Annotated in this window: 18 protein-coding genes; 4 read left to right on the forward strand and 14 right to left on the reverse strand. The window is 63.7% G+C overall.

The genetic code is table 11. The annotated features are described in order from the left end of the window. Window positions 1–168: 168 nt before the first annotated feature. From ACMZ6R_RS16590 to ACMZ6R_RS16640, 11 genes are all read right to left on the reverse strand, one after another. Window positions 169–1,656, reverse strand: a complete 1,488-nt coding sequence (locus ACMZ6R_RS16590) for an ATP-binding cassette domain-containing protein (RefSeq protein WP_416113489.1) — start codon at window positions 1,654–1,656, stop codon at window positions 169–171. 69 nt (window positions 1,657–1,725) lie between these two features. Continuing rightward, window positions 1,726–2,604: a 4-hydroxy-tetrahydrodipicolinate synthase gene (gene dapA / locus ACMZ6R_RS16595; protein ID WP_416113491.1), complete on the reverse strand. Its 879-nt coding sequence runs from the start codon at window positions 2,602–2,604 to the stop codon at window positions 1,726–1,728. Window positions 2,605–2,866: 262 nt separating this feature from the next. Then, window positions 2,867–3,394: a HyaD/HybD family hydrogenase maturation endopeptidase gene (locus ACMZ6R_RS16600; RefSeq protein WP_416113493.1), complete on the reverse strand. Its 528-nt coding sequence runs from the start codon at window positions 3,392–3,394 to the stop codon at window positions 2,867–2,869. A 67-nt stretch (window positions 3,395–3,461) separates the two neighbouring features. Next, the gene (locus tag ACMZ6R_RS16605; RefSeq protein WP_416113495.1) at window positions 3,462–5,156 is read right to left on the reverse strand and encodes a nickel-dependent hydrogenase large subunit; all 1,695 of its coding nucleotides are present in this window, start codon (window positions 5,154–5,156) and stop codon (window positions 3,462–3,464) included. A gap of 77 nt (window positions 5,157–5,233) precedes the next feature. Further along, the gene (locus ACMZ6R_RS16610) at window positions 5,234–6,178 is read right to left on the reverse strand and encodes a hydrogenase small subunit (protein ID WP_416113497.1); all 945 of its coding nucleotides are present in this window, start codon (window positions 6,176–6,178) and stop codon (window positions 5,234–5,236) included. Between the two features lie 336 nt (window positions 6,179–6,514). Beyond that, window positions 6,515–7,372 carry a M15 family metallopeptidase gene (locus tag ACMZ6R_RS16615; RefSeq protein WP_416113499.1) on the reverse strand — a complete coding sequence of 286 codons (858 nt, stop codon included), beginning with the start codon at window positions 7,370–7,372 and terminating at the stop codon, window positions 6,515–6,517. A gap of 214 nt (window positions 7,373–7,586) precedes the next feature. Further along, window positions 7,587–8,231 carry a C-GCAxxG-C-C family (seleno)protein gene (locus ACMZ6R_RS16620; protein ID WP_416113501.1) on the reverse strand — a complete coding sequence of 215 codons (645 nt, stop codon included), beginning with the start codon at window positions 8,229–8,231 and terminating at the stop codon, window positions 7,587–7,589. A gap of 80 nt (window positions 8,232–8,311) precedes the next feature. Further along, window positions 8,312–8,833, reverse strand: coding sequence for a rhodanese-like domain-containing protein (locus tag ACMZ6R_RS16625; protein WP_416113503.1), 522 nt, complete (start codon window positions 8,831–8,833; stop codon window positions 8,312–8,314). Window positions 8,834–8,842: 9 nt separating this feature from the next. Further along, the gene (locus ACMZ6R_RS16630) at window positions 8,843–9,322 is read right to left on the reverse strand and encodes a MauE/DoxX family redox-associated membrane protein (protein WP_416113505.1); all 480 of its coding nucleotides are present in this window, start codon (window positions 9,320–9,322) and stop codon (window positions 8,843–8,845) included. 139 nt (window positions 9,323–9,461) lie between these two features. Next, entirely contained in the window at window positions 9,462–10,211 is a 750-nt protein-coding gene (locus ACMZ6R_RS16635) for a LysM peptidoglycan-binding domain-containing protein (RefSeq protein WP_416113507.1), read from the reverse strand. A gap of 194 nt (window positions 10,212–10,405) precedes the next feature. Continuing rightward, a complete protein-coding gene (locus tag ACMZ6R_RS16640) occupies window positions 10,406–10,978 on the reverse strand; it encodes a hypothetical protein (protein WP_416113509.1) in 573 nt (190 codons plus the stop codon). A gap of 204 nt (window positions 10,979–11,182) precedes the next feature. Between ACMZ6R_RS16640 and metX the strand changes: the two genes are divergently transcribed. Beyond that, window positions 11,183–12,385, forward strand: a complete 1,203-nt coding sequence (gene metX / locus ACMZ6R_RS16645) for a homoserine O-acetyltransferase MetX (RefSeq protein ID WP_416113511.1) — start codon at window positions 11,183–11,185, stop codon at window positions 12,383–12,385. Beyond that, a complete protein-coding gene (metW, locus tag ACMZ6R_RS16650; RefSeq protein ID WP_416113513.1) occupies window positions 12,375–12,980 on the forward strand; it encodes a methionine biosynthesis protein MetW in 606 nt (201 codons plus the stop codon). Before metX ends, metW begins: the two co-directional genes overlap by 11 nt. A 197-nt stretch (window positions 12,981–13,177) precedes the next feature. Here the strand turns inward: metW and ACMZ6R_RS16655 are convergent, their stop codons facing one another. The 3 genes from ACMZ6R_RS16655 to fdnG all read right to left on the reverse strand — a co-directional run bounded on the left by ACMZ6R_RS16655 (window position 13,178) and on the right by fdnG (window position 18,108). After that, window positions 13,178–14,056: a formate dehydrogenase accessory protein FdhE gene (locus ACMZ6R_RS16655; protein WP_416113515.1), complete on the reverse strand. Its 879-nt coding sequence runs from the start codon at window positions 14,054–14,056 to the stop codon at window positions 13,178–13,180. Window positions 14,057–14,278: 222 nt separating this feature from the next. Further along, entirely contained in the window at window positions 14,279–15,010 is a 732-nt protein-coding gene (locus tag ACMZ6R_RS16660; RefSeq protein ID WP_416113517.1) for a 4Fe-4S dicluster domain-containing protein, read from the reverse strand. Between the two features lie 59 nt (window positions 15,011–15,069). Further along, entirely contained in the window at window positions 15,070–18,108 is a 3,039-nt protein-coding gene (gene fdnG / locus ACMZ6R_RS16665) for a formate dehydrogenase-N subunit alpha (RefSeq protein WP_416113519.1), read from the reverse strand. Between the two features lie 505 nt (window positions 18,109–18,613). Between fdnG and ACMZ6R_RS16670 the strand changes: the two genes are divergently transcribed. Next, window positions 18,614–19,900 carry a citrate synthase gene (locus ACMZ6R_RS16670; RefSeq protein ID WP_416113521.1) on the forward strand — a complete coding sequence of 429 codons (1,287 nt, stop codon included), beginning with the start codon at window positions 18,614–18,616 and terminating at the stop codon, window positions 19,898–19,900. Window positions 19,901–20,053: 153 nt separating this feature from the next. Beyond that, a complete protein-coding gene (locus tag ACMZ6R_RS16675) occupies window positions 20,054–20,254 on the forward strand; it encodes a hypothetical protein (RefSeq protein ID WP_416113523.1) in 201 nt (66 codons plus the stop codon). Window positions 20,255–20,303 lie beyond the last annotated feature (49 nt).

The following is a 20,303-nucleotide window of genomic DNA, read 5'->3' on the forward strand; positions in this document are numbered from 1 at the left end:
AAGGGTTCCCCTCTCGCGCTCTCCCCTCCCAAAAACTTCTAACGGTTATGGGAGCTGTAACGCTCACGCTCCATACCCGTTGAAGATCTTTGGAAAGGGGGCCCGGGGGGAGAACCTTTCTGCAAGAAAGGTTTCCCCCCGGTCTCATTTTATACCACCGCTTCGCCGCTACAGCGGCGCGAGGCGGCCGGCCGTGAGGCGCAGCACGGTTTCGATTTCCGGGATGATGTCGCCGCGTCGGTGCACGGCGGCAAGCACCGTGACCCCGGCGCGTGCCGCCGCGGACACGGCCTGCATGGCCACGCGCCGCGACGGGCCGTCGAGGCCGGAAAACGGCTCGTCGAGAAGCAGCAGCCTGGGTTCGCCGACCATGGCCCGGGCCAGAAACAGCCGGCGCGTCTGGCCGGCGGAAAGTTGCCCCAGCCGGCGCTCGGCCAGCTCGGCCACGCCGAAAAATTCCATCCACCGCCTGGCCGCCGCCACATCCTTGTCCGCCGGAGCGGCGAAAAGGCCGATGGTCCCCGAGATTCCGGAAACAACCAGGTCCAGGGCCGGCAGCTCCTTGTCGTAATCCGCTTCCAGCTCGAAGGACACCATGCCGATGCGCTTGCGGATGTCGCGCAGGTCGGTAAAGCCCTCCGGCGCGGCCAGCCCGGGGCGCATCGCCCGGCCGCCAAGGGCCGGATGGTATTCGCCGGCAATGAGCTTGAGCAGTGTGGACTTGCCCGCGCCGTTGGCCCCGACAAGCCCCATATGCCCGCCTTGGCGCACGGTCAGGGTGATGGCGTGGAGCACTTCCCGGCGGTTTAAAAATACCGAGGCGTTTTCCAGGATGACCAGCGGTGGGCTGTCCGGGGACGGGGCGGCTTCGGAGACGGGCAGGGCAGGTGCGGCCGCCTCGGTCTCGCCGGGGGCCATGCTTTTGCGGTAGCGACCGCGCACCGCCGCCGCATCCCCCCTATCGATAATGCGCCCGCCGGCCAGCGTAATTCCCTGGGCCTTTCCCGGCGGCAGGGCAGCACCCTGATGGCTGGTCAGTACGACCGCCGCGCCGTCGGCCGCCGCCTGTTCCACGGCCTGCTGGGCCGTGTCCCGGGCCGCGTCGTCCAGGCTGTCGAGAAATTCGTCCAGAAAAAGGACCAGCGGCCGGCTGGCCAGCGCCCGGGCCAGCAGCACCGCCCGCAACTGGCCGTTGGAAAGCGCTTCCACGGGGGTGTCCGCCAGATGGCTGATGCAAAGCCGCTCCAGGACGGCACCCAGGGTGTCCAGTTCCGCCGCCGTGGGCCGGCCCTGGACGAAGACCGCGTCGCGCGGGCCGGCCAGGATCATGGCGCTTGCCGGCTGGTGCGCGCACAGGCGCTTGGCGGCGCGCTGGATTTCCGGGGAAACGATGCCGAAGCGCGGGCGCAGGCCGATGGGCGAGGCCCGGTCGGGGCTGCTCCCCATCCGGTAGATCCGATGTTCCCGGCCGTCGTCGTCGGGCCAGATGTCGCCGCGCAACAGCCGCAGCACGGTCGATTTGCCCGACCCGTTGCCGCCGAGGACCAGCCAGCGTTCGCCGGCGGCGATGGTGAGGGAGACGCCGCGAAGCGCCGGTCGGCCGCTGAAGGTCACGTCGGCGTTATCCAGGATGATGCGCAGGGAAGAATCATTCATGGTGTATAAAACGCGCGACGGGCCCTCCGCTCGGAAGGCCCGTCGCACGGCAGCAAGCTTGCGGATGGGCTACAGCAGTCCGGCCGAGGCCAGGGCTGTTTTGAGCTTTTCCCGGTTCTGGGGTTGCATGGGCACCATGGGCAGGCGCACCTCGAGGGGGAACCGGCCCATCATCTCCAGGGCGGTCTTGGCCGGCACCGGGTTGGTTTCGAGAAAGGCCGCCCGATAAAGCGGGCTCAGTTCGTAATGGAGCGCCTTGGCCTTGGTCAGGTCGCCGGCCAGGGCCGCGTCGCACATGGCGGCCATCTTGGCCGGCGCGAAGTTGGACACCACGGAAATGATGCCGCGTCCGCCGATGGCCATGGTGGGCAGGCCGGTGGGATCGTCCCCGGAAAGGACCATGAAGTCCTCGCCGCAGTATTCGATCACCCGGGAAACCTGGTTCAGGTCGCCCGTGGCTTCCTTGATCCCGACCACCTGGGGAATTTCCTTCTTCATGACGGCCAGGGTCTCGGGCAGTAGGTTGACGGACGTGCGGCTCGGCACGTTGTACACGATAAAGGGCATATCCACCCGCTCGCCGATGGCCTTGAAATGGGCGATCAGTCCGGCCTGGGTGGGTTTGTTGTAATAGGGGGTGATCAGAAGGGCCCCGTCGGCTTTGGCGTCTTTGGCGTCCTTGGTGATCTCGATGGCTTCGCGGGTGTTGTTGGACCCGGCTCCGGCCAGAACGGGCACGCGGCCTTTGACCTGGTCCACGCAGATGCGGACCACCCGTTTATGTTCCTCGTGGGACAACGTGGCGGATTCGCCCGTGGTGCCGCAGGGAACGACTCCATGAATGCCCTGTTCGATCTGCCATTCGATAAAGGCGCGGAAGGCCTCTTCATCAACCTCGCCGTTTCGAAATGGCGTCACCAATGCCGTGATTGCGCCTCGAAACTCCATAGGGACCTCCTTGGATGAATAAACCCCGCCATTTCCTAGAATGTTTTTTGCCGCTCGGCAAGTGCGCCCCGGGCATGGGGAGGTGAGGGGACGGAGGAGGAAGGAGCCGGGGGAGGGAACTTTTTGAAAAAAGTTCCCTCCCCCGGACCCCCACCCTCAAAAACTTTCAATAAAGGTCAGGGTTCCTCCTTACGTAACAGGAACAACTTTAACCCCTTTATAAAATTTAGGAAGGGGAGAGCGCGAGAGGGGAGAACCCTTTTTAAAGGGTTTCCCCTCTCGCCTTTTCTCCCTCGCCCTTCTTGGGCGTGGCGACGCCGCCGACGTCGGCGAGTTCGGCCAGGGCGATGTCGATCATGGCCGGGATGCGGTCGGCGATGGCGGGCGAGAGTTCGATGCTCATGTTCTGAAAATCGAGAGGTTCCATGCCGATGACCACGGCTTCCGGCCGTTTGCCGATCAGTTCGCAGTAGATCAGCGTGTCCACGAGGTCGGACTGGTGCATGGAGTCCTTGAAGGCCAGGGACTTGCGCAGGTCCTCGCCGGTGAGGCGGTAGACGGTGCCGGGGGCGTCGCCGCCGAGCACGGCGTCGAGCACAATGCAATAGTCGCAGTCCATAAGGGGCTGCATGAGCTTCATGCCCAGGTTGCCGCCGTCCATGAGGGTGACGTTGTCGGAAAAATCGTAGGTTTCGAGAAGGCGCTCCACGGCCCGCACGCCGACGCCCTCGTCGGTATAAAGGATGTTGCCGACGCCGAGGATGAGTATCTTACGCGGGGTACCGGACATGCGACCTCCTTAAGAAACGAAGAACCCGGCCGAAGCCGGGTTCCTCGTATAAACGGCGTTGCCGTTCTTAGCAAACCTTGAACTTGAGGATTTCGTTGGTCTCGGGCTCGATAACGTGCACGCCGCAGGCGATGCAGGGATCGAAGGCGTGGACCGTGCGCAGGATTTCGACCGGGCGCTTGGGATCGGCGATGGGCGTGCCGATGAGGGCTTCTTCCACCGGGCTCTTGTCGCCCTGGGCGCCCCGGGGACCGAGGTTCCAGGTCGAGGGGACGACCAGCTGGAAGTTGTCGATCTTCTTGCCCTTGATGCGGATCCAGTGGGACAGGGCACCGCGGGGCGCATCGGCCAGGCCGACGCCCTTGGACTCCTCGGGCATCTCCCACTTGGCGCACAGGGTGTTGTCCTTGGCGCCGCTGTCGGCCATTTCCTTGATCCACTTGTCCATGTTGGCGCAGACGATGGCGGTCTCGATGCCGCGGGCGGCGGTGCGTCCGAGGGTCGAGTGCAGGGCCGTGGCCGGGACGGAGAGTTTGCCGAGGACCATGTCCACGACCTTCTTGAACTCGGGCTGCCCCTTGGCGTAGGCGACGAAGGTGCGGGCCAGGGGACCGACTTCCATGGCCTTGCCCTTGTAGCGGGGGGCCTTCATCCAGGAGTAGTGGTCCTTGTCGTCGAGCTTGGTGTACTTGGGATCGGTGACGCCGTCGTAGGGGTGCTTGCCGTCGCCGCCGGGAGCGTACCAGGAGTACTTGACGTCCTCGTAGATGGCGCCGAGGTCCACGTTATCCACCTTGCCGAGGTCGCGACCGGTGATGACGCCGGACGGGAACTGCGAGGTGGCCAGGTGTTTCTCGGGGCTGCTGTCGTCGGTGGCGAACTCGCCGAAGGCCAGGTAGTTGGAGGTGCCGCCGATGCCGCCCCAGTCCTTGTAGAAGCCGGCCACGGCCAGCAGGTCCGGGATGTAGCACTCGTTGACGAACTGGCAGACTTCCTTGGTGAGCGCCATGTAGTTGGCCAGCGGGTCCTTGGTCAGTGCCTGGTAGTTGGAGCAGCCGCCCACGACGGTGAACTGGGTGTGGGGGTTCTTGCCGCCGAGGATGGCCATGGCGCTGGCCGCCTTGACCTGCATGTGCAGGGCTTCCAGGTAGTGGGCGGTGGCGATGAGGTCGACTTCGGGCGGCAGGTAGTAGGCCTTGTGGCCGCCGAGGAAGTAGGCGTTGGTGAAGATGCCGAGCTGTCCGGACTCGACGAAGGCTTTCAGCCTGTCCTGGACGGCTTTGAGGGCCTTGGCCGAGTTGCCGGGGCGGGCCGGGGCGATGGAGGCGGCCAGCTTGGCGGCCTTGTTGGGGTCGGCCTTGAGCGCCGAGGTCACGTCGACCCAGTCCAGGGCATGCAGCTGGTAGAAGTGGACGAGGTGGTCATGGAGATACTGGGAGGCCATGACGAGGTTTCGCATCATGCGGGCGTTGGCCGGGATGCTGACCTTGACGGCGTCGTCGACGCAGCGGGTGGAGGCCAGGGCGTGGACGTACGTGCACACGCCGCAGGCGCGCTGGGTGAAGTGCTGGGCGTCGCGGGGATCGCGGCCCTTGAGGATGATTTCCAGGCCGCGGAAGAGCTGTGAGGAGCTCCAGGCGTCCTTGACCTTGCCGTTTTCCACCTCGACCATGATCCGCAAATGTCCTTCGATCCGGGTAATGGGGTCGACCACGATGGGGCCGGTGAAGGTGGATTGCGGCGTGGGTTTGCTCTCAGCCATATGCTTCCTCCGTCACAAGACGTTCGGTGCTGTTGAAGGTGTCCGGGTTACTGTACTGGCCGTCTACGAAGGAAGGGCTAGCCCTGCTCGTAGAAGGGAGTCATGGTGTCCCAGAAGTCCGGCTCGCTGCAGCCGAGGCAGGGATGGCCGGCCTGGACGGGCCAGTTGACCTGGTTGAACAGCACCTTGGGGCAATTGTTGTAGGTAACGGGGCCCTTGCAGCCGAGTTCGTAGAGGCAGAAGCCTTTCTTGGCCTCTTCGGACTCGAAGGAGGGCGCGAATTCGGAGGCCTCGAAATGGGGCAGGCGCGGACAGTTGTCGTGAACCAGCTCGCCGTAGAAGAGCTTCGGCCGGCCATTTTCATCGAGATCCGGGATGCCCTTGGTCAGGACATGGACCACGGCGCCCACGAAGTTGATGGGGTTGGGCGGGCAGCCGGGGATGTTGATGGTCTTGACGCCGAGCGCTTCGGACACGCCCTTGGCCTGGCTGGGATTGGGCTTGGCCTTCTGGACGCCGCCGTAGGCGGAGCAGGTGCCGATGCAGATGATGCCCTTGGCCTTGGCCGCGGCTTTCTTGGTGGTCTCGATCATGGGATGGCCGGAAACCATGCCCCACTTGCCGCCGTCGATGGTCGGCAGGCCGCCTTCCACGACCAGGTAGTAGCCGTCCTTGCCTTCGAGGGCCTGGTGCAGGGCCGCCTCGGCGGCTTCGCCGGCCGCGGCCATGATGGTCTCCTGGTAATCCAGGGAGATGGTGTCGAGGATCAGCGCGTCGATATACGGTTTGATGGTCCGGATGGCCGCCTCGGTGCAGCCGGTGCATTCGGCGTTGTGCAGCCAGATCACCGACGGACGGTGTTTGGCCGTCAGTGCCTGGGCGACCTTGGGCGTAAAAGCGGGGCCCATGCCCATGGCCGCTGCGACGGTGGCGCAAAATTTCATGAAGTCGCGGCGGGAGACGCCGTTTTGCACAAGCCGTTTTTCCGCATCATCCCTGCCAAGACCCACGGAAAAGTTCATAAACGTCCTCCTTTGTTTTACGAGAGGCATGGCCGGGGCGTCCCATGATCCCCCAGCCATGTTTGCATCCAATGACCCGTTCGACACGCGGCCGTCGCAGGCGGACCGGCCGCTGCCGCCTCTCTATGACGGACGCGTCGCGTTCCTGCGTCGCCGAGTTCGATTTCCCTTTTGCAGTTAATCACGAGTTCTTTTGAACGTCAATGGGGTTTGGCAAATTTTTCACGTGATTCAAGGGTGTTACCGTGAACGGGAGGCCGGGGAAGTAAAGGATATGAATAAAAAAATCGTATGCAGCATGTTTTACGAAATTGCGGCACGGCGTGCTGAAAACCGCTAGCGGGAGGGGCGCAGCAAGGCGTCGATAGGGCGAAGCGGCAAGGATTCGCCCCGCGCCAGCCGGGCCAGGAGAATCAGTTCCGGCCGGTATTCGAAATGCATGAGGTCGAACTCCGTCCATTTGCCGCCCCAGACAAATCCTTCGGCCTCGAAGGCCGCGACCGCCTGCTCGGGGAAGCGTCGGCGCACGGCCAGCATGTTTTTGCCGCGCGGCAGATTGCGCCAGTACGGGTTGCCGCGCGGACTGACGTCCACGGCCGCGGCGAAGGAGTGGACCGAGAGCCGGTCCGTGCCGGCGATCACCCGCCAGACCATGCCGCCCGAAGCCGGCAGCAGAAAGCGTTTGATGCCGGGATCGGCGGCGGCAAGCGTTTCCAGCCGGCGGGCGACGCGCGCGAAGGCATCGGCCGCGCCGAAGCGGGTGTTGAACTCCAGGCGCTGGTTGAAAAAGGCCACCGGGCGGCAATTGGCCCGGACCTCGGCCCGGTCTTGGCCGTAGAGGGCCAGGAAAAACGCCTGGACCCGGCTGCGGCCCGGAGAAAACCACAGCGGCGGCTCGGCCGTTACCGGACCGAGGGGATAGGGCTGGGCCAGCATGGTCTTGAGGTCGGGATCAAAGACCGCCTGCTCGGGCGTGCGCGCGCGGCCGTCGTCATAGGCAACGCGCGCGCCGTCGCGCAAAACAACCGTGATGCGGCCGTCCGGCGAAACCTCGATGGCGGTCATGACGCCGGGGTAGGCCGTCTCGAGAACGGACAGGTCGCGCCGGGCCTGGGGGGAAATGGTCTGGCCCATGGCGGAAACGGCCACAGCCAGGCAACACAGCAAAACGGCAACAGACGCTACGCGACGCATGATGGCGATGCTCCTTGAGGAAGAGGAGAGAAGAGGGGGCGAGAGGGGAAACCCTTTAAAAAGGGTTCTCCCCTCTCGCGCTCTCCCCTTCCTAAATTTTATAACTGGAACATATGGTGACACTAATTATCTATTATTATTAGAAGTCTTTGGAAAGAGGGTCTGGGGGGAAACTTTTCTTCAGAAAAGTTTCCCCCCAGGCTCTTCTCCCCCCTTAACGGCAAAAAAGCGACAGCAGCCATTTGACCCGGCCGCACAGGCGCGGTTCGCCCTTGGTGGGGGCGTCGGGGCAGTCGGCCAGTTCCGGGCGCAGGGCGAGGATGGACCGCACGGCCAGTTCAGCGCCGTAGCCGGTCAGGGCGGCGCACTGGACTGCGTGGGCCTTGGCGTCGTCCTTGACCTTTTTGGACAGCACCCGGCAGCAGGCGGATTTGTGGCGATTGACGAAGGCTTCGTGGATGGCGGCGGATTGTTGGCGAATGGCTTGGCGGGTCGGGCCGTGTCCGCCCCGGGCGCAGACCATGCCCACGGCGGCGCAGGCTCCGGCTATGGCCCCGCACAGGCAGCCCCGGTCGCCGATGCCGGCTGTCAGTCCGGCGGCGATGCCGACCGCCTGCTCGTCGGGCAGGGGCTGGCCGAAGGCATCGTTGACCGCGACCATGATGGCCTCGGCGCAAAGGAGCTTGCGGTTGGAAAAAAGGCTGGCGGCACGCTTGCCCACGGCCGTGGTCAGGGTGTCCGCCGTGGTCAGGTGCGACGAGGGGGCGTTCATGGTCGGCTGCCTTTTGAGGGGTGTCTTTTGGGGCAGGGGGTTGCGTCGGAAGAAATCGAACAGCAGCATGGGTGTTTTTACCGCCAAGGGGGCGGGGCTTCCTCCTCCGGACGGTCCGGGAGGAAGCCGCTCCTCCTCCCGGACGCCGGGGAGGTGTTCCCCCGTGCTTATTTCACCGCTTCGACGGGATAGCCCTCGCCCTTCCAGGCGAAGATGCCGCCCGGGAAGCGGTAAACGTTTTTATAGCCGAGTTTTTTGGCCCAGATCGCGCCGTTGTGGCTGCGGGTGCATTTGACGAAGCCGCAGTAGATCACGATGGTCTTGTTCTTGTCCGGGCCGAGCAGCTTGGCGAAGTCGGCCTCGGTCTTGCCGCCGGTCTCCTTGGCGTCCCACTTCTCCATGTCCGGGATGGGGAAGACGAAATTGACGGCGCCGGGGATGTGCTCCTTCTTGTAGCTGTCCTCGAAAGGCATGGTGTCGACGATGACCATCTTTTTGCCTTGGTCGATCCACTGTTTGAGCTCCACCGTCGAAACAAGGCCGTAGCCGCCTTTCTGGGTGTCCCGCACCAGCTTGACCGCTTCTTTTTCCTTGGCGGTCTCGTCTTCGAACTTGTTGGCCAGGGCCGTTTGCGCCAGGCAGAAAACCGAAAGCAGGGCCAGGGTCAGGGTGAGTTTGACTGCGCGCATGCACTCTCCTTACGAGGTTTGGGTTGCGGGAGTAAAGCGCTGTCTGCCGTGGACGCGACGCCACAGCAGACAATAAAGGACACCGGCCAGCATGGCCAGATCACGCCATAACGTCGTGTGCAGGCCGTGGTAGACCTCGCCTTCCGGATCGCCCGGGCCATAGCAGCCGCAGTCGATATCCAGGCCCTGCCGGATGGCGTTTGCCACCACGCCGATAAAAAGCAGCAGCAGCCCGCCGATGATGGAAAGTCCGCCCGGCGCGTCAAAGACGAGCAGCAGTCCGCCGGCGATTTCCAGCACCGGCAGCGCCACGGCCAGCGGCGTGACAGCGTCGGAAGGGAGGATGGCAAAGGCCTTGATGGTCAGGACAAAGGCGTGGACGTCGGCCAGTTTGAGCGTTCCGGCCACGATGAAGGACACGGCCAGGGCGAGGCGGATGGCCCGGTAGGTCCAGACCGCGGTGAGAAGATGGTGACGATACTTACCCATGGCGTAGGGTCGCGCTTCGAAAAGAGCGACCCTACAGCCTTAGCATGAGTGAAAAGTCTTGACAAATCAGGAAAGTAAATAAGTTTGGATCACGCGTATCAGCACTTCCGATCAGGTGTCGGCGCGACGGCTGGCGGACCTACTTCTTGGCCGGAATCCGGATGGTCATGCCCGGGCGCAGCTTTTTGGGGTCGAGGCCGGGGTTGGCTTCCATGACCTGGTGCGTGGTCAGCCCCCGGGCGTTGGCCACCTTGGAAATGATGTCGCCGTCCTTGATCGTGTACGTCTCGGTCTCGCCCGTGACGGCACCGGACTTGGACGTCGCCTTGGCAGCCTTGCCCGGCGCGGCAGCGGCTGGCGCCTTGGCCGGGGCGAGGCCCTGGGCCTTGGCCGAGGCATCGGTCAGGGGGGCGTAGAAGTAGAACACCCGGCCGCGATGACCGTCCTTGTCGTAGCGGTTGCCGATGAAGGCATAGCCCGGCCAGTCCCACACGGCCACGGCATAGGGGCGGCCGTCGGCGTCGGTTTTTTCCCGGACAGCGTCCGGGAGGCCGTACTTGGCTTCCAGGCTTTGCTCCATGACCTTGGCCGCGTCCTTGCCTTCGTAGTCGAGCTCGGCGTGATAGAAGCGGTCCTTGTAAAACGAATAGGTGAGCCGGCGCAGGGTGACGCCGCCGAGGTTCTTTTTCTCGCTGGGAAGTTCGTAGTGGACGATGTCTCCGTCACGTTCGACGGACTTGAGCCCGGGCAGGGCCGAGGGGGCGCTGCCCCAGGCGATGCCGCGAAAATCGGTGGGTTTTTTCGCCGGGTCCGCGGCCAGGGCGGGCCATGCGGTGGTGATGCCGACAAGCAGGCAGACCAGGGTGCGGACCAGAAAACGCATGGACATAAAAAGCGTGCCTCCGTTTCGGGATGCGTCCTCATACCCCGCCTGGGCCTGTCCGTACAGGTCCGGGGCTTTGGGGGAGGCGGAAGAAATTGATGGAACTCTCTGCAAAATACAACGCCAGGAAGGGGAGAACGCGAGAAGGGCGACTGCCCTTTTGAGAGGGTTTCCCCTCTCGCAGGCGCTTTCCCAAAACATTACCGGGTTGGTAGCGTCAACTCGGGTTCGGCCAGCAGGGTGTCCAGATGCAGTCCCGATACGGGTCTGGCGGCATCCGGGCCCAGGCCGCCACGGCACAGGGCGTCGATCCAGCCGGCCAGCTCCTTGACGCCAAAGGTGCTGACGTCGAGAAATTCCAGGGCCTTTTCCTGCGCCGCCCCCCGGCCCAGATGCCGGACCCGCAGGCCCATGGTCAGGCACTCCGGGACGCACTCGGCCCAGGCGATGTCGGCGTGGAAGAAAAGGGACAAGGCCGCCCTTGAGGCCTCGGGGCGATATTCGTGCAGTTTGAGATAGACGTAGAAGGCGTCCAGGCCGTGCAATCTCTCCAGGAGATCGGGCTGGCCTTTGAGCCTTACTCCCAGGCCGATGGAGGCAACGTCGGCCAACGTGAGTTGCTGCCCCCCGTCACGACAGGCGGTGGGAGCGCGCAGGGCGGTAAGCGGGAGTTTTGCCGGCACGACCATGTCGGCCGGCCACAGGGCGAAATCCAGGACGACATCGACCGGCGGGTGCACCCGCTTTTCGGCGCGGCGTTCCATAATACGCATAGGACCTCCGCTCGTCTTGCGACCCTTGAAACGTACGTCGATATTCTTTTAAAATACGTAGAGGTTACGGCGGTGTTGCGTCAGGTCGCCGAACGTGTTGTTGCGGACGCAACGGTAGGCATCCTGCCCGGCCTCGGCGGGATTGTCAAAGGGGCGCGCTGGCGCTTTGCCCACCTTCCTGGTAGGACAAAAGCCGAGGCGACCATGAGCGAATACACGGAGCATACCCCCGGCGGGGCCAGCGTCGGCTTGGTGGAAAAGCGGTTTTTCACCTTCGCCGTCCCGCCCCATCCGCTGGACGTGGACTCGGGACGCAGCCTGGGGCCGGTCACGCTTGCCTACGAAACGTACGGAAAACTCGACGAACAGGCCACAAACGCCGTGCTGGTGCTCCACGCCCTGACCGGCGATTCCCACGCCGCCGGTCACTACGACGCCACCGACGCCAAGCCCGGCTGGTGGGATATCATGATCGGCCCGGGCAAGCCCATCGACACCGACCGCTATTTCGTCATCTGCTCCAACGTCATCGGCGGCTGCATGGGCTCGACCGGGCCGTCCTCCATCGATCCGTCCACGGGCAAGCCCTACGGCCTCACCTTTCCGGTCATCACCATCGCCGACATGGTCCGGGCCCAGAAAGAGCTGGTCGAGCACCTGGGCATCAAAAAGCTCCTGTGCGCCATCGGCGGCTCCATGGGCGGCATGCAGGTCCTCGAGTGGGCCGTGCGCTACCCGGACATGGTGCGCGCCGCCGTGCCGCTGGCCACCACCACCAAGCATTCGGCCCTGGCCATCGCCTTCAACGAAGTGGCCCGGCAGGCCATCATGGCCGACCCCAAGTGGAACTGCGGCGACTACTACGAAGGCGACAAGCCCGGGCACGGCCTGGCCGTGGCCCGCATGATCGGGCACATCACCTATCTTTCCGACGAGGCCATGCGCCAGAAGTTCGACCGCCGGCTCCAGGACCGTTGCGAGATCTCGTTCGCCTTCGACGTGGCCGATTTTCAGGTGGAGTCCTACCTGCGCTACCAGGGCCAGAAGTTCGTGGACCGCTTCGACGCCAATTCCTTTCTCTACGTGACCAAGGCGGCGGACTACTTCAACCTGGAGGCCGCCCATGGCGAGGGCTCGGCCGTGGCGGCCTTTGCCAAGGCCCGTTGCCGTTTTCTGGTCGCCTCCTTTTCCTCGGACTGGCTCTACCCCACCTACCAGTCCCGGGCCATGGTCCAGGCCATGAAGAAAAACGGCCTGGACGTCAGTTTCGTGGAGATCGAGGCCAAGTGGGGCCACGACGCCTTCTTACTGCCCAACGCCCGCCTGTCCGGCATGATCGACCGCTTTCTCGACCGGGCCGCCGTGGACGCGGCCAAGGAAGCGAAGGAGGCCGGCCATGCGTTATGATTTATCCGTCGTCGCCTCCTGGATCGAGCCGGGATCGAAGGTGCTGGACCTCGGCTGCGGCTCGGGCGACCTGCTCCACATCCTGTCCGTGGACAAGGACGTGCGCGGCACCGGCATCGAGGCCGAGGAGGGGAAAGTCACCCGGGGCATCGAGAAGGGGCTTTCCATCGTCCATGGCGACATCAACGAGGAAGTGCGGGATTATCCGGACGGGAGTTTCGACTACGTGATTCTGTCCCAGACGTTGCAGCAGGTCTTCCACCCGGCGGGCCTCATACGGGAGATGCTGCGGGTGGGCAGGCGCGGCATCGTGAGTTTTCCCAATTTCGCCTATTACCGCATCCGGGGCCAGCTGCTTTTCCGGGGCCGCGCGCCGGTGTCGCGGGAACTGCCCTACGAGTGGTACGACACGCCCAACATCCGCGTCATCACCCTCCGCGACTTTCGCCGCTTTTGCCGCAAGGAAGGCTTCGCCATCGCCAGGGAAACGGCCGTCAGCACCCCGCACCATCACGAGAAAGGCTGGGTGGTGAAATTCTTGCCGAACCTGCTCGCCACCTACGGCATGTTCATGCTGCGCCGCCGCGACGCATAGGGGGGAGAGGGCAAGAGGATGCGAGAGGGGAACCCTTTTTGGGAAAAGGGTTCCCCTCTCGCGCTCTCCCCTCCCCAAAACTTTCAACGGTGAGGTGTGCATCGACGATATTCCGCAGTAATCGTTAAAGTTTTTTGAAAGGGGGTCCGGGGGGAAACTTTTTTCCAAAAAAGTTTCCCCCCGGCTCCTTTCTTTAACTATCCTTCAGGAAACTGGTTCCAGGGCGCGGGGCAGATGGGCGTGAATCCCCGCGCCTGGGCCACGGCGTCGAGGTGGGCCAGCCCGGCCGGGGCCACGTCCATATCCAGCGGCTCGTCCTGGTCCACCCGGTCCACCACGATGAGGTAATGCTTGCAGGCCGAGCAGGTGTGGATGCGTTCCCGGGGATGCTCGGCCACGGTCAGCACGTCGAGCTTTTCGTGGGAAAGTTCCCCGCAGGCCGGGCATTTGAGCCTGGGGAATCGCCAGAGATGGCCGCACAGCGAGCAGGAAAGCATGAGCCGTCCCGCCTTGGAGATGAGAAATTCCGATGGTTCCGGCTTGTCCTTGAGCATGCCCATGGCCGGCGGGGAGCCGCATACCGGGCAGGAAGCGCGTTGCCACAAGGCGTCGTCGGCCAGTGGGGACAGGGTGGCCGTCGCCCGGCGCAGCACGGCCGCGAGAATTTCGTGGGTCAGGAAGGGCAGGGCGCGCGGGTCCAGGCCCATCTCGCCGGCCAGCAGGGCAATGTCCTCCAGGCGGGCGTCGGCAAAGGCGGAAAGCAGCGGTTCGGCCGCGCGGGGGCCCATGGCCAGCGCCTGGCCAAGCACCGTCGTCTCCCGGGCCAGCGTCGGAAAAATTTCTCCGAGCCGTGGCAGCATAACCTCGGCGGCAGCCAGAAAGCCCGGGGCCAGCCGGTGGGCGGGCAGCGAGGCGAGGAGCGGTTCGCCCGCCGCGAACGCGTCGGGATCGTGGGGGATTTCCAAGGGCCAGTCGGGTAACGCGGCGGCTGCCTCCCGGCGCAGGGCGGCCAGGGCGGAAAAAGCCGGCAGGATCGCGTCGAGGCCCGTCGCTTCGGCCGGTGTGCAAGCGCTCATGGCTATGGCTCCTTTGAGGAGGGAAGAGGGGCAAGAGGGTGCGAGAGGGGAAACCCTTTAAAAAGGGTTGTCCCCTCTCGCGCTCTCCCCTTCCTAAAGTTTTCAATGGCTACGATTTTCACCGTAACAACTTCATTCTATTAAAAGTCTTTGGAAGGGGGGCTTGGGGGGAGAACCTTTCTGCAAGAAAGGTTTCCCCCCAGCTTCTCCCCATCTCCTCTTTTAACCGCGCATGCGGTTCATGGGCCGGGCCAGCATGGCCAGAAACGCCTGCCGGGTCATGGGACCGCCCTTGGGCTCCCGGCGTTCGGCGTATTCGTGATAGAGTTTGCGCGGCTCGGTGACGAGGTAGATGACGTTGATGTCGTCCTCGTCGAGAAGCTGCGCCTTGGGGCTCTTTTCCTTGACCTTGGCCAGGGTCTTGTGGGCCAGGTCGAGCATGGCGTCGCGCTCGCCGAAGTTCATGGTGCCGGTGCAGCAGGTATGGACGCAGGCGGGCTTCATGCCGGCCTGGACCCGGTCGATGCACATGTCGCACTTGCGCACGAGCCCCGTGTCCTCGTCGCGGCGGGGGATGTTGTAGGGGCAGGCGTCGCGCACGTCCCGGGCCTGATCGATGGTGAGCTCCTTGGTCTTGTCGGTGTAGATGACCGCGCCGGTGGCCTCGTCCTGGACGACGGCCCCGGGCAGGTAGGAGTCCGCCACGTCCTTGCAGGGCGGGTTGATGCAGTGCCGGCACTGGTCCGGGAAGAACAGCCACTGCACCCGGCCGTCGATTAAGTGTTCGGCGAAGCGCACCAGTTTATAGTTGAAGGGGGTGAGGTCCGGCGGGTTTTGATGGGTTCCCCGCTGGCGGGTGGGCACGGCCTTGTTGCCGTGCCATTCCTTGCAGGCAATCTGGCAGCCGCGGCAGGCGGTGCACCGCGAGGTGTCTATAAAAAACGCCTTGGGCATGACCACGCTCCTTTATTGTGACCGGCCGGGAGAGTTTCCCCTCCCGGCCGGAAGCGGGTTTAGACGAAGAGTTCCGTGACCTTATCCGCCTTGCGCACATCGACCATGCAGGCCTTGTACTCGGGAATGGCGGTATTGGGGTCGGCCACGGACGGGGTCAGCCGGTTGGTGGCGTCGCCGACGCCCGGCGTGGTCCAGCCGAAACAAAACGGCATGCCGACAAGGTGCACGATCTTGCCCTGGACTTTGAGTGGCGTCATGCGCACGGTGACCATGGCAATGGCCTCGACCTTGCCACGGATGCTTTCGATGACCACGGGATCGCCGTTTTTGATGCCCCGTTCTTTGGCCAGCTCGTGGCTCATCTCCACGTAGAGCTGAGGCTCGGCTTCGAGCAGCACCGGGGTGTTTCTCGTGTCGCCGCCGCCGCACCAGTGCTCAGTCACGCCGTAGGTGGTCAAGACCACGGGGTACTTGGGATCGCCGGGCTTGGCCAGGATGTCCATGTCGCTTTTCGCCAGCAGCATGCAGGGGTTGCTCAGCTGCTTGGAGAAGGGGTTGACGGCAAGGGGCGTCTCGGCCGGCTCGTAGTGTTCGGGGAAGGGACCGTCCACCCGGCCGGGGCCGTAGACATGGCCGTGCCCTTCGGTCTGCATGATAAACGGGTACTTGCCCTTGGGGTCGGCCATGGGCGGCCAGCCGCCGTCGGGCACGTCGCCCACCCATTTGCCGTCCTTCCAGGCGATGACCGGCTTGTCCTGGCTAAAGGGATTGCCGTTTAGGTCCACGGAAGCGCGGTTGTAGAGGATGCGGCGGTTGACCGGCCAGGCCCAGGAGAAGCCCGGGTAGAGGCCGATTTTGGCCTGCATGGGCGTCTGGGCCGGGTCGCGGCGCTTGGACAGGTTGCCCGAGGGACCGTAGCAGCCGCTGTAGAGCCAGTTGAGGCTGATGGTCGAGCCGTCGTCGGCCAGGGCGACGAAGCTCGCCACCTGTTCGCCCTTTTTATGCGTCTTGTCGCCCACGGTGACGTCGCGGGTGTACCAGCCGTTGATCTTCTTGGCCATGTAATCGGCGTCGTAGTGCTCCGGCCAATCCAGGTTGACGATCGGTTCCGGGAAGGCGCCTTTCTCCTTTTTGTAGAGATCGCGCACGCGGTTCATGATCTCCACGACCATCCAGCCCATGGATTTGCTTTCGCCCATGGGTTCGATGCCCTTGTAGTGCCACATGTGCCAGCGGCCGGAGTTGGAGATGGTGCCGTCCTTTTCGCCGCGCTGGCAGGAGGGCAGCAGGAAGACCTCGGTCTTGATGTCCTTGGGGTCGACCCCCGGGCGATGCCAGAAGTCGCTGGTCTCGGTGTTGTGGATTTCGCCCACGACCAGCCAGTCCAGCTTGTCCATGGCTTTGCGGATCTTGCTGGAGTTGGGCATGCTCTGACAGGGGTTGTGGCCGTAGATGAAGCCGCCGCGCACCTTGCCTTTGTACATGTTGTCGAACAGGAACAGCGTGGAATAGTCCTTGCCCGGTTCGACCTTGGGCAGCCAGTCGTAGCCGAAGCCGTTCTCCGGCGTGCCGGCCTCGCCCATCCAGCCCTTGAGCAGGCTCACCATGTACTTGGGTCGGTTGCCCCACCAGTTGGCGCTCTTGGGATCGTGGGTGACCGGCGTGTTGGCCTTCTGGTAATCGGCCAGCGTTGGCCAGTCGGCCCGGGGCACGGGCAGGTAGCCGGGCAGGATGTGCCACAGGATGCAGTGGTCGGTGGAGCCCTGGACGTTGGGCTCGCCGCGCAAGGCGTTGATGCCGCCGCCGGCCACGCCGATGTTGCCCAAAAGCAGCTGGATGATGGCGGCCAGCCGGATGTTTTGCACACCCACCGAATGCTGTGTCCAGCCCAGGGCGTACATGACCGTGCCGGCCTTGTCCGGGGCATGGGTGGCGGCATAGATTTCGTACACCTTGAGCAGCTTGTCCTTGGGCACGCCGGTGACCGCCGAAACCTTGTCCAGGTTATAGCGGCTGTAGTGCTTTTTCATGAGCTGGTAGACGCAGCGGGGATTTTTGAGCGTCATATCCCGCTCGGGCACGCCTTCCTTGTCCAGGGAAAAGCCCCATTTCTTGCGGTCGTACTTGCGCGTGGCCGCGTCGTAGCCGGCGAACAGGCCGTCCTTGAAGGAATACCCGTCGCCCACGATGAAAGCCGCGTTGGTGTACTGGACCACGTAATCTTTGTGGATCAGGCCCTTGTCAAGGATGTATTTGACCATGCCGCCCATGAAGGCGATGTCCGTGCCGGAGCGAAGCGGCACGTGAAAATCGGATCTGGCCGAGGTCCGCGAGAACTTGGGGTCGATGTGCATGATCGTCGCCCCGGCGTCCTTGGCCGCAAGCACCCATTTGAAGGAGATGGGGTGGTGCTCGGCTGCGTTGCTGCCCATGATGAGGACAGCGTTGGCATTCTTGATGTCAATCCAGTGATTCGTCATCGCGCCGCGTCCGAACGACTCTGCCAGAGCCGCTACAGTGGCGCTGTGTCAGACGCGTGCCTGGTGGTCCATGTACACGACCCCCAGGCTGCGAAGCATTTGGTGCGAAACGGAGCATTCCTCGTTGTCCATCTGCGAGGTGCCGAGCTGGAACAGCGTCTCCACCCGGTTGACCGCCTGCCCCTTGTCGTTTTTGAGGATGAAGTCCTTGTCCCGGGTGTCCTTGACCCGCTGGGCGATGCGGCCGAGCACGAAGTCCCAGTCCTTCTCCACCCACTTGTCGCTGCCGGGCGCCCGGTACTGGGGCTTTTGCAGCCGGTGGGGGTTTTTGTGCATGGACAGGAAGGCCGCGCCCTTGGCGCACAGCGCCCCTTCGCTGACCGGATAATCCGGATCGCCTTCGGAGCTGATCAGTTGGCCGTCCTTGACGGACATGATGATGTTGCAGCCGCAGGCGCAAAAGCCGCAGATGGTCAGAATTTCCTTGCATCCCTCGATCTTGAGGGGGGCTGCGTAGGCCGCCGCCGAACGGACGCCAAAGCCCAGGTCCTTTATCCCCAGGCAGACCAGGCCGGCCCCAGTCAGTTTCATGAACCCACGACGCGAAATGCCCATACCGCCTCCTTTTTCCAGTTGCGCATGCCCCGGCTGGTTGCCGGGCCGCAGACCGCTATCTTTGATCAGGCACGCTACTTTTCTAGGAAAAAGGATGGATGCGGGCAAAAAAAAACGGATTGCGCAACGGTTGGCACAAACAGTCACGCTTTTATCTGGAAAAATGCGGAGATAGGGTGCGAATTTTACGGAGAATGCTTTTAGGCTATTTTAAATACAGGAAAAAATATTTTCCAAGCCGGCAGAAGCCGGCCGGAAGCGTGATTGTTCAGGCCAAGGGCATGGGCGGCGGTTGGGGGGATGCGCTGCGCTGCCGTGCTGTTGGCGGCGGCGGGGCTGTGGCGCGACGGCACCGGAAGGCCTGGGGGATTGCCGCATGCGGGGGGCGCTTGCGCCGCGAGACAAAGCCGAATTATTTTTGTATACTTTTCCCTAAGCGATCTTGCAACCCAGACGCCAGGCCGCTTGCGGCCATTCTCCCCTTCACGCGGAAACGAGGAGTCCCATGCGCGAACGCAAAACCGCCACCCTTACGTACGGCGATACGACCCTGGAACTGCCCGTGGTCGTCGGCAGCGAAGGCGAGGTGGGCATCGACGTCACTTCCCTGGAAAAAGACGCGGGCCTTTTGACCTTCGATCCCGGCTATGCCAACACCGGTTCCTGCCAGTCGGCCATCACCTTTGTCGACGGCGAAAAGGGCATTCTGCGCTACCGCGGCATTCCCATCGAGCAGCTGGCCGAAAAAAGTTCGTTCATCGAAACGGCCATGCTGCTGATCTTCGGCAAACTCCCGACCGCGGAAGAACGAACGGCCTTTCGCACCCTGCTGTCCGAACACGAGCTGCTCCACGAGGGGCTGCTCCACCATTTCGACGGTTTTCCGCCGGGCGGCCAGCCCATGGCCATCCTGTCCGCCGTGATCAATTCACTCGGCAACTACCACCCGGAGCTGCTCGAGATCCAGAACATGGACACCTTCACCAAGGCCGTGGCCAAGCTCGTCAGCAAGGTGCGCACCATCGCGGCTTTCAGCTACCGCAAATCCCTGGGCCTGCCCTTCATGTATCCGGACCCGAACCTCAGCTATTGCCGCAACTTTCTGCACATGATGTTTTCCATGCCCAATCGCGACTTCGAGCCCACGCCCCAGGCCGTGTCGGCCTTGTCGCTGTTTCTGGTGGTCCACGCCGACCACGAGCAGAACTGCTCCTGCTCCACCGTGCGCATGGTCGGCTCCACCCAGGCCAACCTTTTCGCCAGCGTGTCCTCGGGCATCTGCGCCCTGTGGGGCAGGCTCCACGGCGGGGCCAACGCCGCGGTCATCGAGATGCTCGAGCAGATCCTGTCCGGCCGCCACAAGGTCAAGTCGTATCTGGAGATGGTCAAGCGCAAGGAACGCCGGCTCATGGGCTTCGGCCACCGGGTCTACAAGAACTTCGACCCCCGGGCCCGGGTGCTCAAAAAAGCCGCTCACGAGCTGGTCATGCAGGGCGGCGGCAACGACCCGCTCATGGACATTGCCCGGGAGCTGGAGGAGGCGGCGCTCTCCGACGACTACTTCAAGAGCCGCAGGCTCTATCCCAATGTGGACTTTTATTCCGGCATCATCCTGCGGGAGCTCGGCATACCGGTCAACATGTTTCCGGTCATGTTCGCCATCGGCCGCATGCCCGGCTGGATCGCCCATTGGCGCGAGGAAAACCGCGACCCCACCACCCGCATCCATCGGCCGCGCCAGATCTACATCGGTCCGCCGCCCCGGCCCTATTTGCCGCTCGATCAGCGGTAGCCGGAAAGGGCGTTGCCCCTTCCGGCCTTCCCCACCAGGGGCGCTGCCCCTGGCCGCCGTCGCGGGGAATTTCCCCCGGCTCCACCTTTAATGGGGCAGGGGAACGAGGTCTGCGGGGGGGGGCTGGCGGTGTGATCGTAAGAGGGAAAAGAGATGGTCGACGTATCGCTCGAAAAGGTGGCCATGGCCCTGGGCTTCGGCATCCTGCTGGCCATGGTCGCGGGCTTTGTCCTGGCCAGGCTGGCCGAGGGAAGGGGTGGCCGCGGCCTTTTTGTGGCCTGCTTTCTCGTCCTTGTCTGCGTCTACGCCCTGGGTTTCGCCGCCCGCTACGTGCTGATCGAAATCCTGCCATAGGGCGGGGGGAAACTTTTCTTCACAAAAGTTTCCCCCCGCCCTATGGCAG

It is taken from the genome of Solidesulfovibrio sp. C21 (assembly GCF_047785625.1).
Lineage (GTDB): Bacteria > Desulfobacterota > Desulfovibrionia > Desulfovibrionales > Desulfovibrionaceae > Solidesulfovibrio.

What these genes read in the sequence shown, in the direction of transcription:
- ACMZ6R_RS16590 (WP_416113489.1), bottom strand. Translation starts at nt 1,656, where the DNA reads ATGAATGATTCTTCCCTGCGCATCATCCTGGATAACGCCGACGTGACC.
- dapA (WP_416113491.1), bottom strand. Translation starts at nt 2,604, where the DNA reads ATGGAGTTTCGAGGCGCAATCACGGCATTGGTGACGCCATTTCGAAAC.
- ACMZ6R_RS16600 (WP_416113493.1), bottom strand. Translation starts at nt 3,394, where the DNA reads ATGTCCGGTACCCCGCGTAAGATACTCATCCTCGGCGTCGGCAACATC.
- ACMZ6R_RS16605 (WP_416113495.1), bottom strand. Translation starts at nt 5,156, where the DNA reads ATGGCTGAGAGCAAACCCACGCCGCAATCCACCTTCACCGGCCCCATC.
- ACMZ6R_RS16610 (WP_416113497.1), bottom strand. Translation starts at nt 6,178, where the DNA reads ATGAACTTTTCCGTGGGTCTTGGCAGGGATGATGCGGAAAAACGGCTT.
- ACMZ6R_RS16615 (WP_416113499.1), bottom strand. Translation starts at nt 7,372, where the DNA reads ATGCGTCGCGTAGCGTCTGTTGCCGTTTTGCTGTGTTGCCTGGCTGTG.
- ACMZ6R_RS16625 (WP_416113503.1), bottom strand. Translation starts at nt 8,833, where the DNA reads ATGCGCGCAGTCAAACTCACCCTGACCCTGGCCCTGCTTTCGGTTTTC.
- ACMZ6R_RS16630 (WP_416113505.1), bottom strand. Translation starts at nt 9,322, where the DNA reads ATGGGTAAGTATCGTCACCATCTTCTCACCGCGGTCTGGACCTACCGG.
- ACMZ6R_RS16635 (WP_416113507.1), bottom strand. Translation starts at nt 10,211, where the DNA reads ATGTCCATGCGTTTTCTGGTCCGCACCCTGGTCTGCCTGCTTGTCGGC.
- ACMZ6R_RS16640 (WP_416113509.1), bottom strand. Translation starts at nt 10,978, where the DNA reads ATGCGTATTATGGAACGCCGCGCCGAAAAGCGGGTGCACCCGCCGGTC.
- metX (WP_416113511.1), top strand. Translation starts at nt 11,183, where the DNA reads ATGAGCGAATACACGGAGCATACCCCCGGCGGGGCCAGCGTCGGCTTG.
- metW (WP_416113513.1), top strand. Translation starts at nt 12,375, where the DNA reads ATGCGTTATGATTTATCCGTCGTCGCCTCCTGGATCGAGCCGGGATCG.
- ACMZ6R_RS16655 (WP_416113515.1), bottom strand. Translation starts at nt 14,056, where the DNA reads ATGAGCGCTTGCACACCGGCCGAAGCGACGGGCCTCGACGCGATCCTG.
- ACMZ6R_RS16660 (WP_416113517.1), bottom strand. Translation starts at nt 15,010, where the DNA reads ATGCCCAAGGCGTTTTTTATAGACACCTCGCGGTGCACCGCCTGCCGC.
- ACMZ6R_RS16670 (WP_416113521.1), top strand. Translation starts at nt 18,614, where the DNA reads ATGCGCGAACGCAAAACCGCCACCCTTACGTACGGCGATACGACCCTG.
- ACMZ6R_RS16675 (WP_416113523.1), top strand. Translation starts at nt 20,054, where the DNA reads ATGGTCGACGTATCGCTCGAAAAGGTGGCCATGGCCCTGGGCTTCGGC.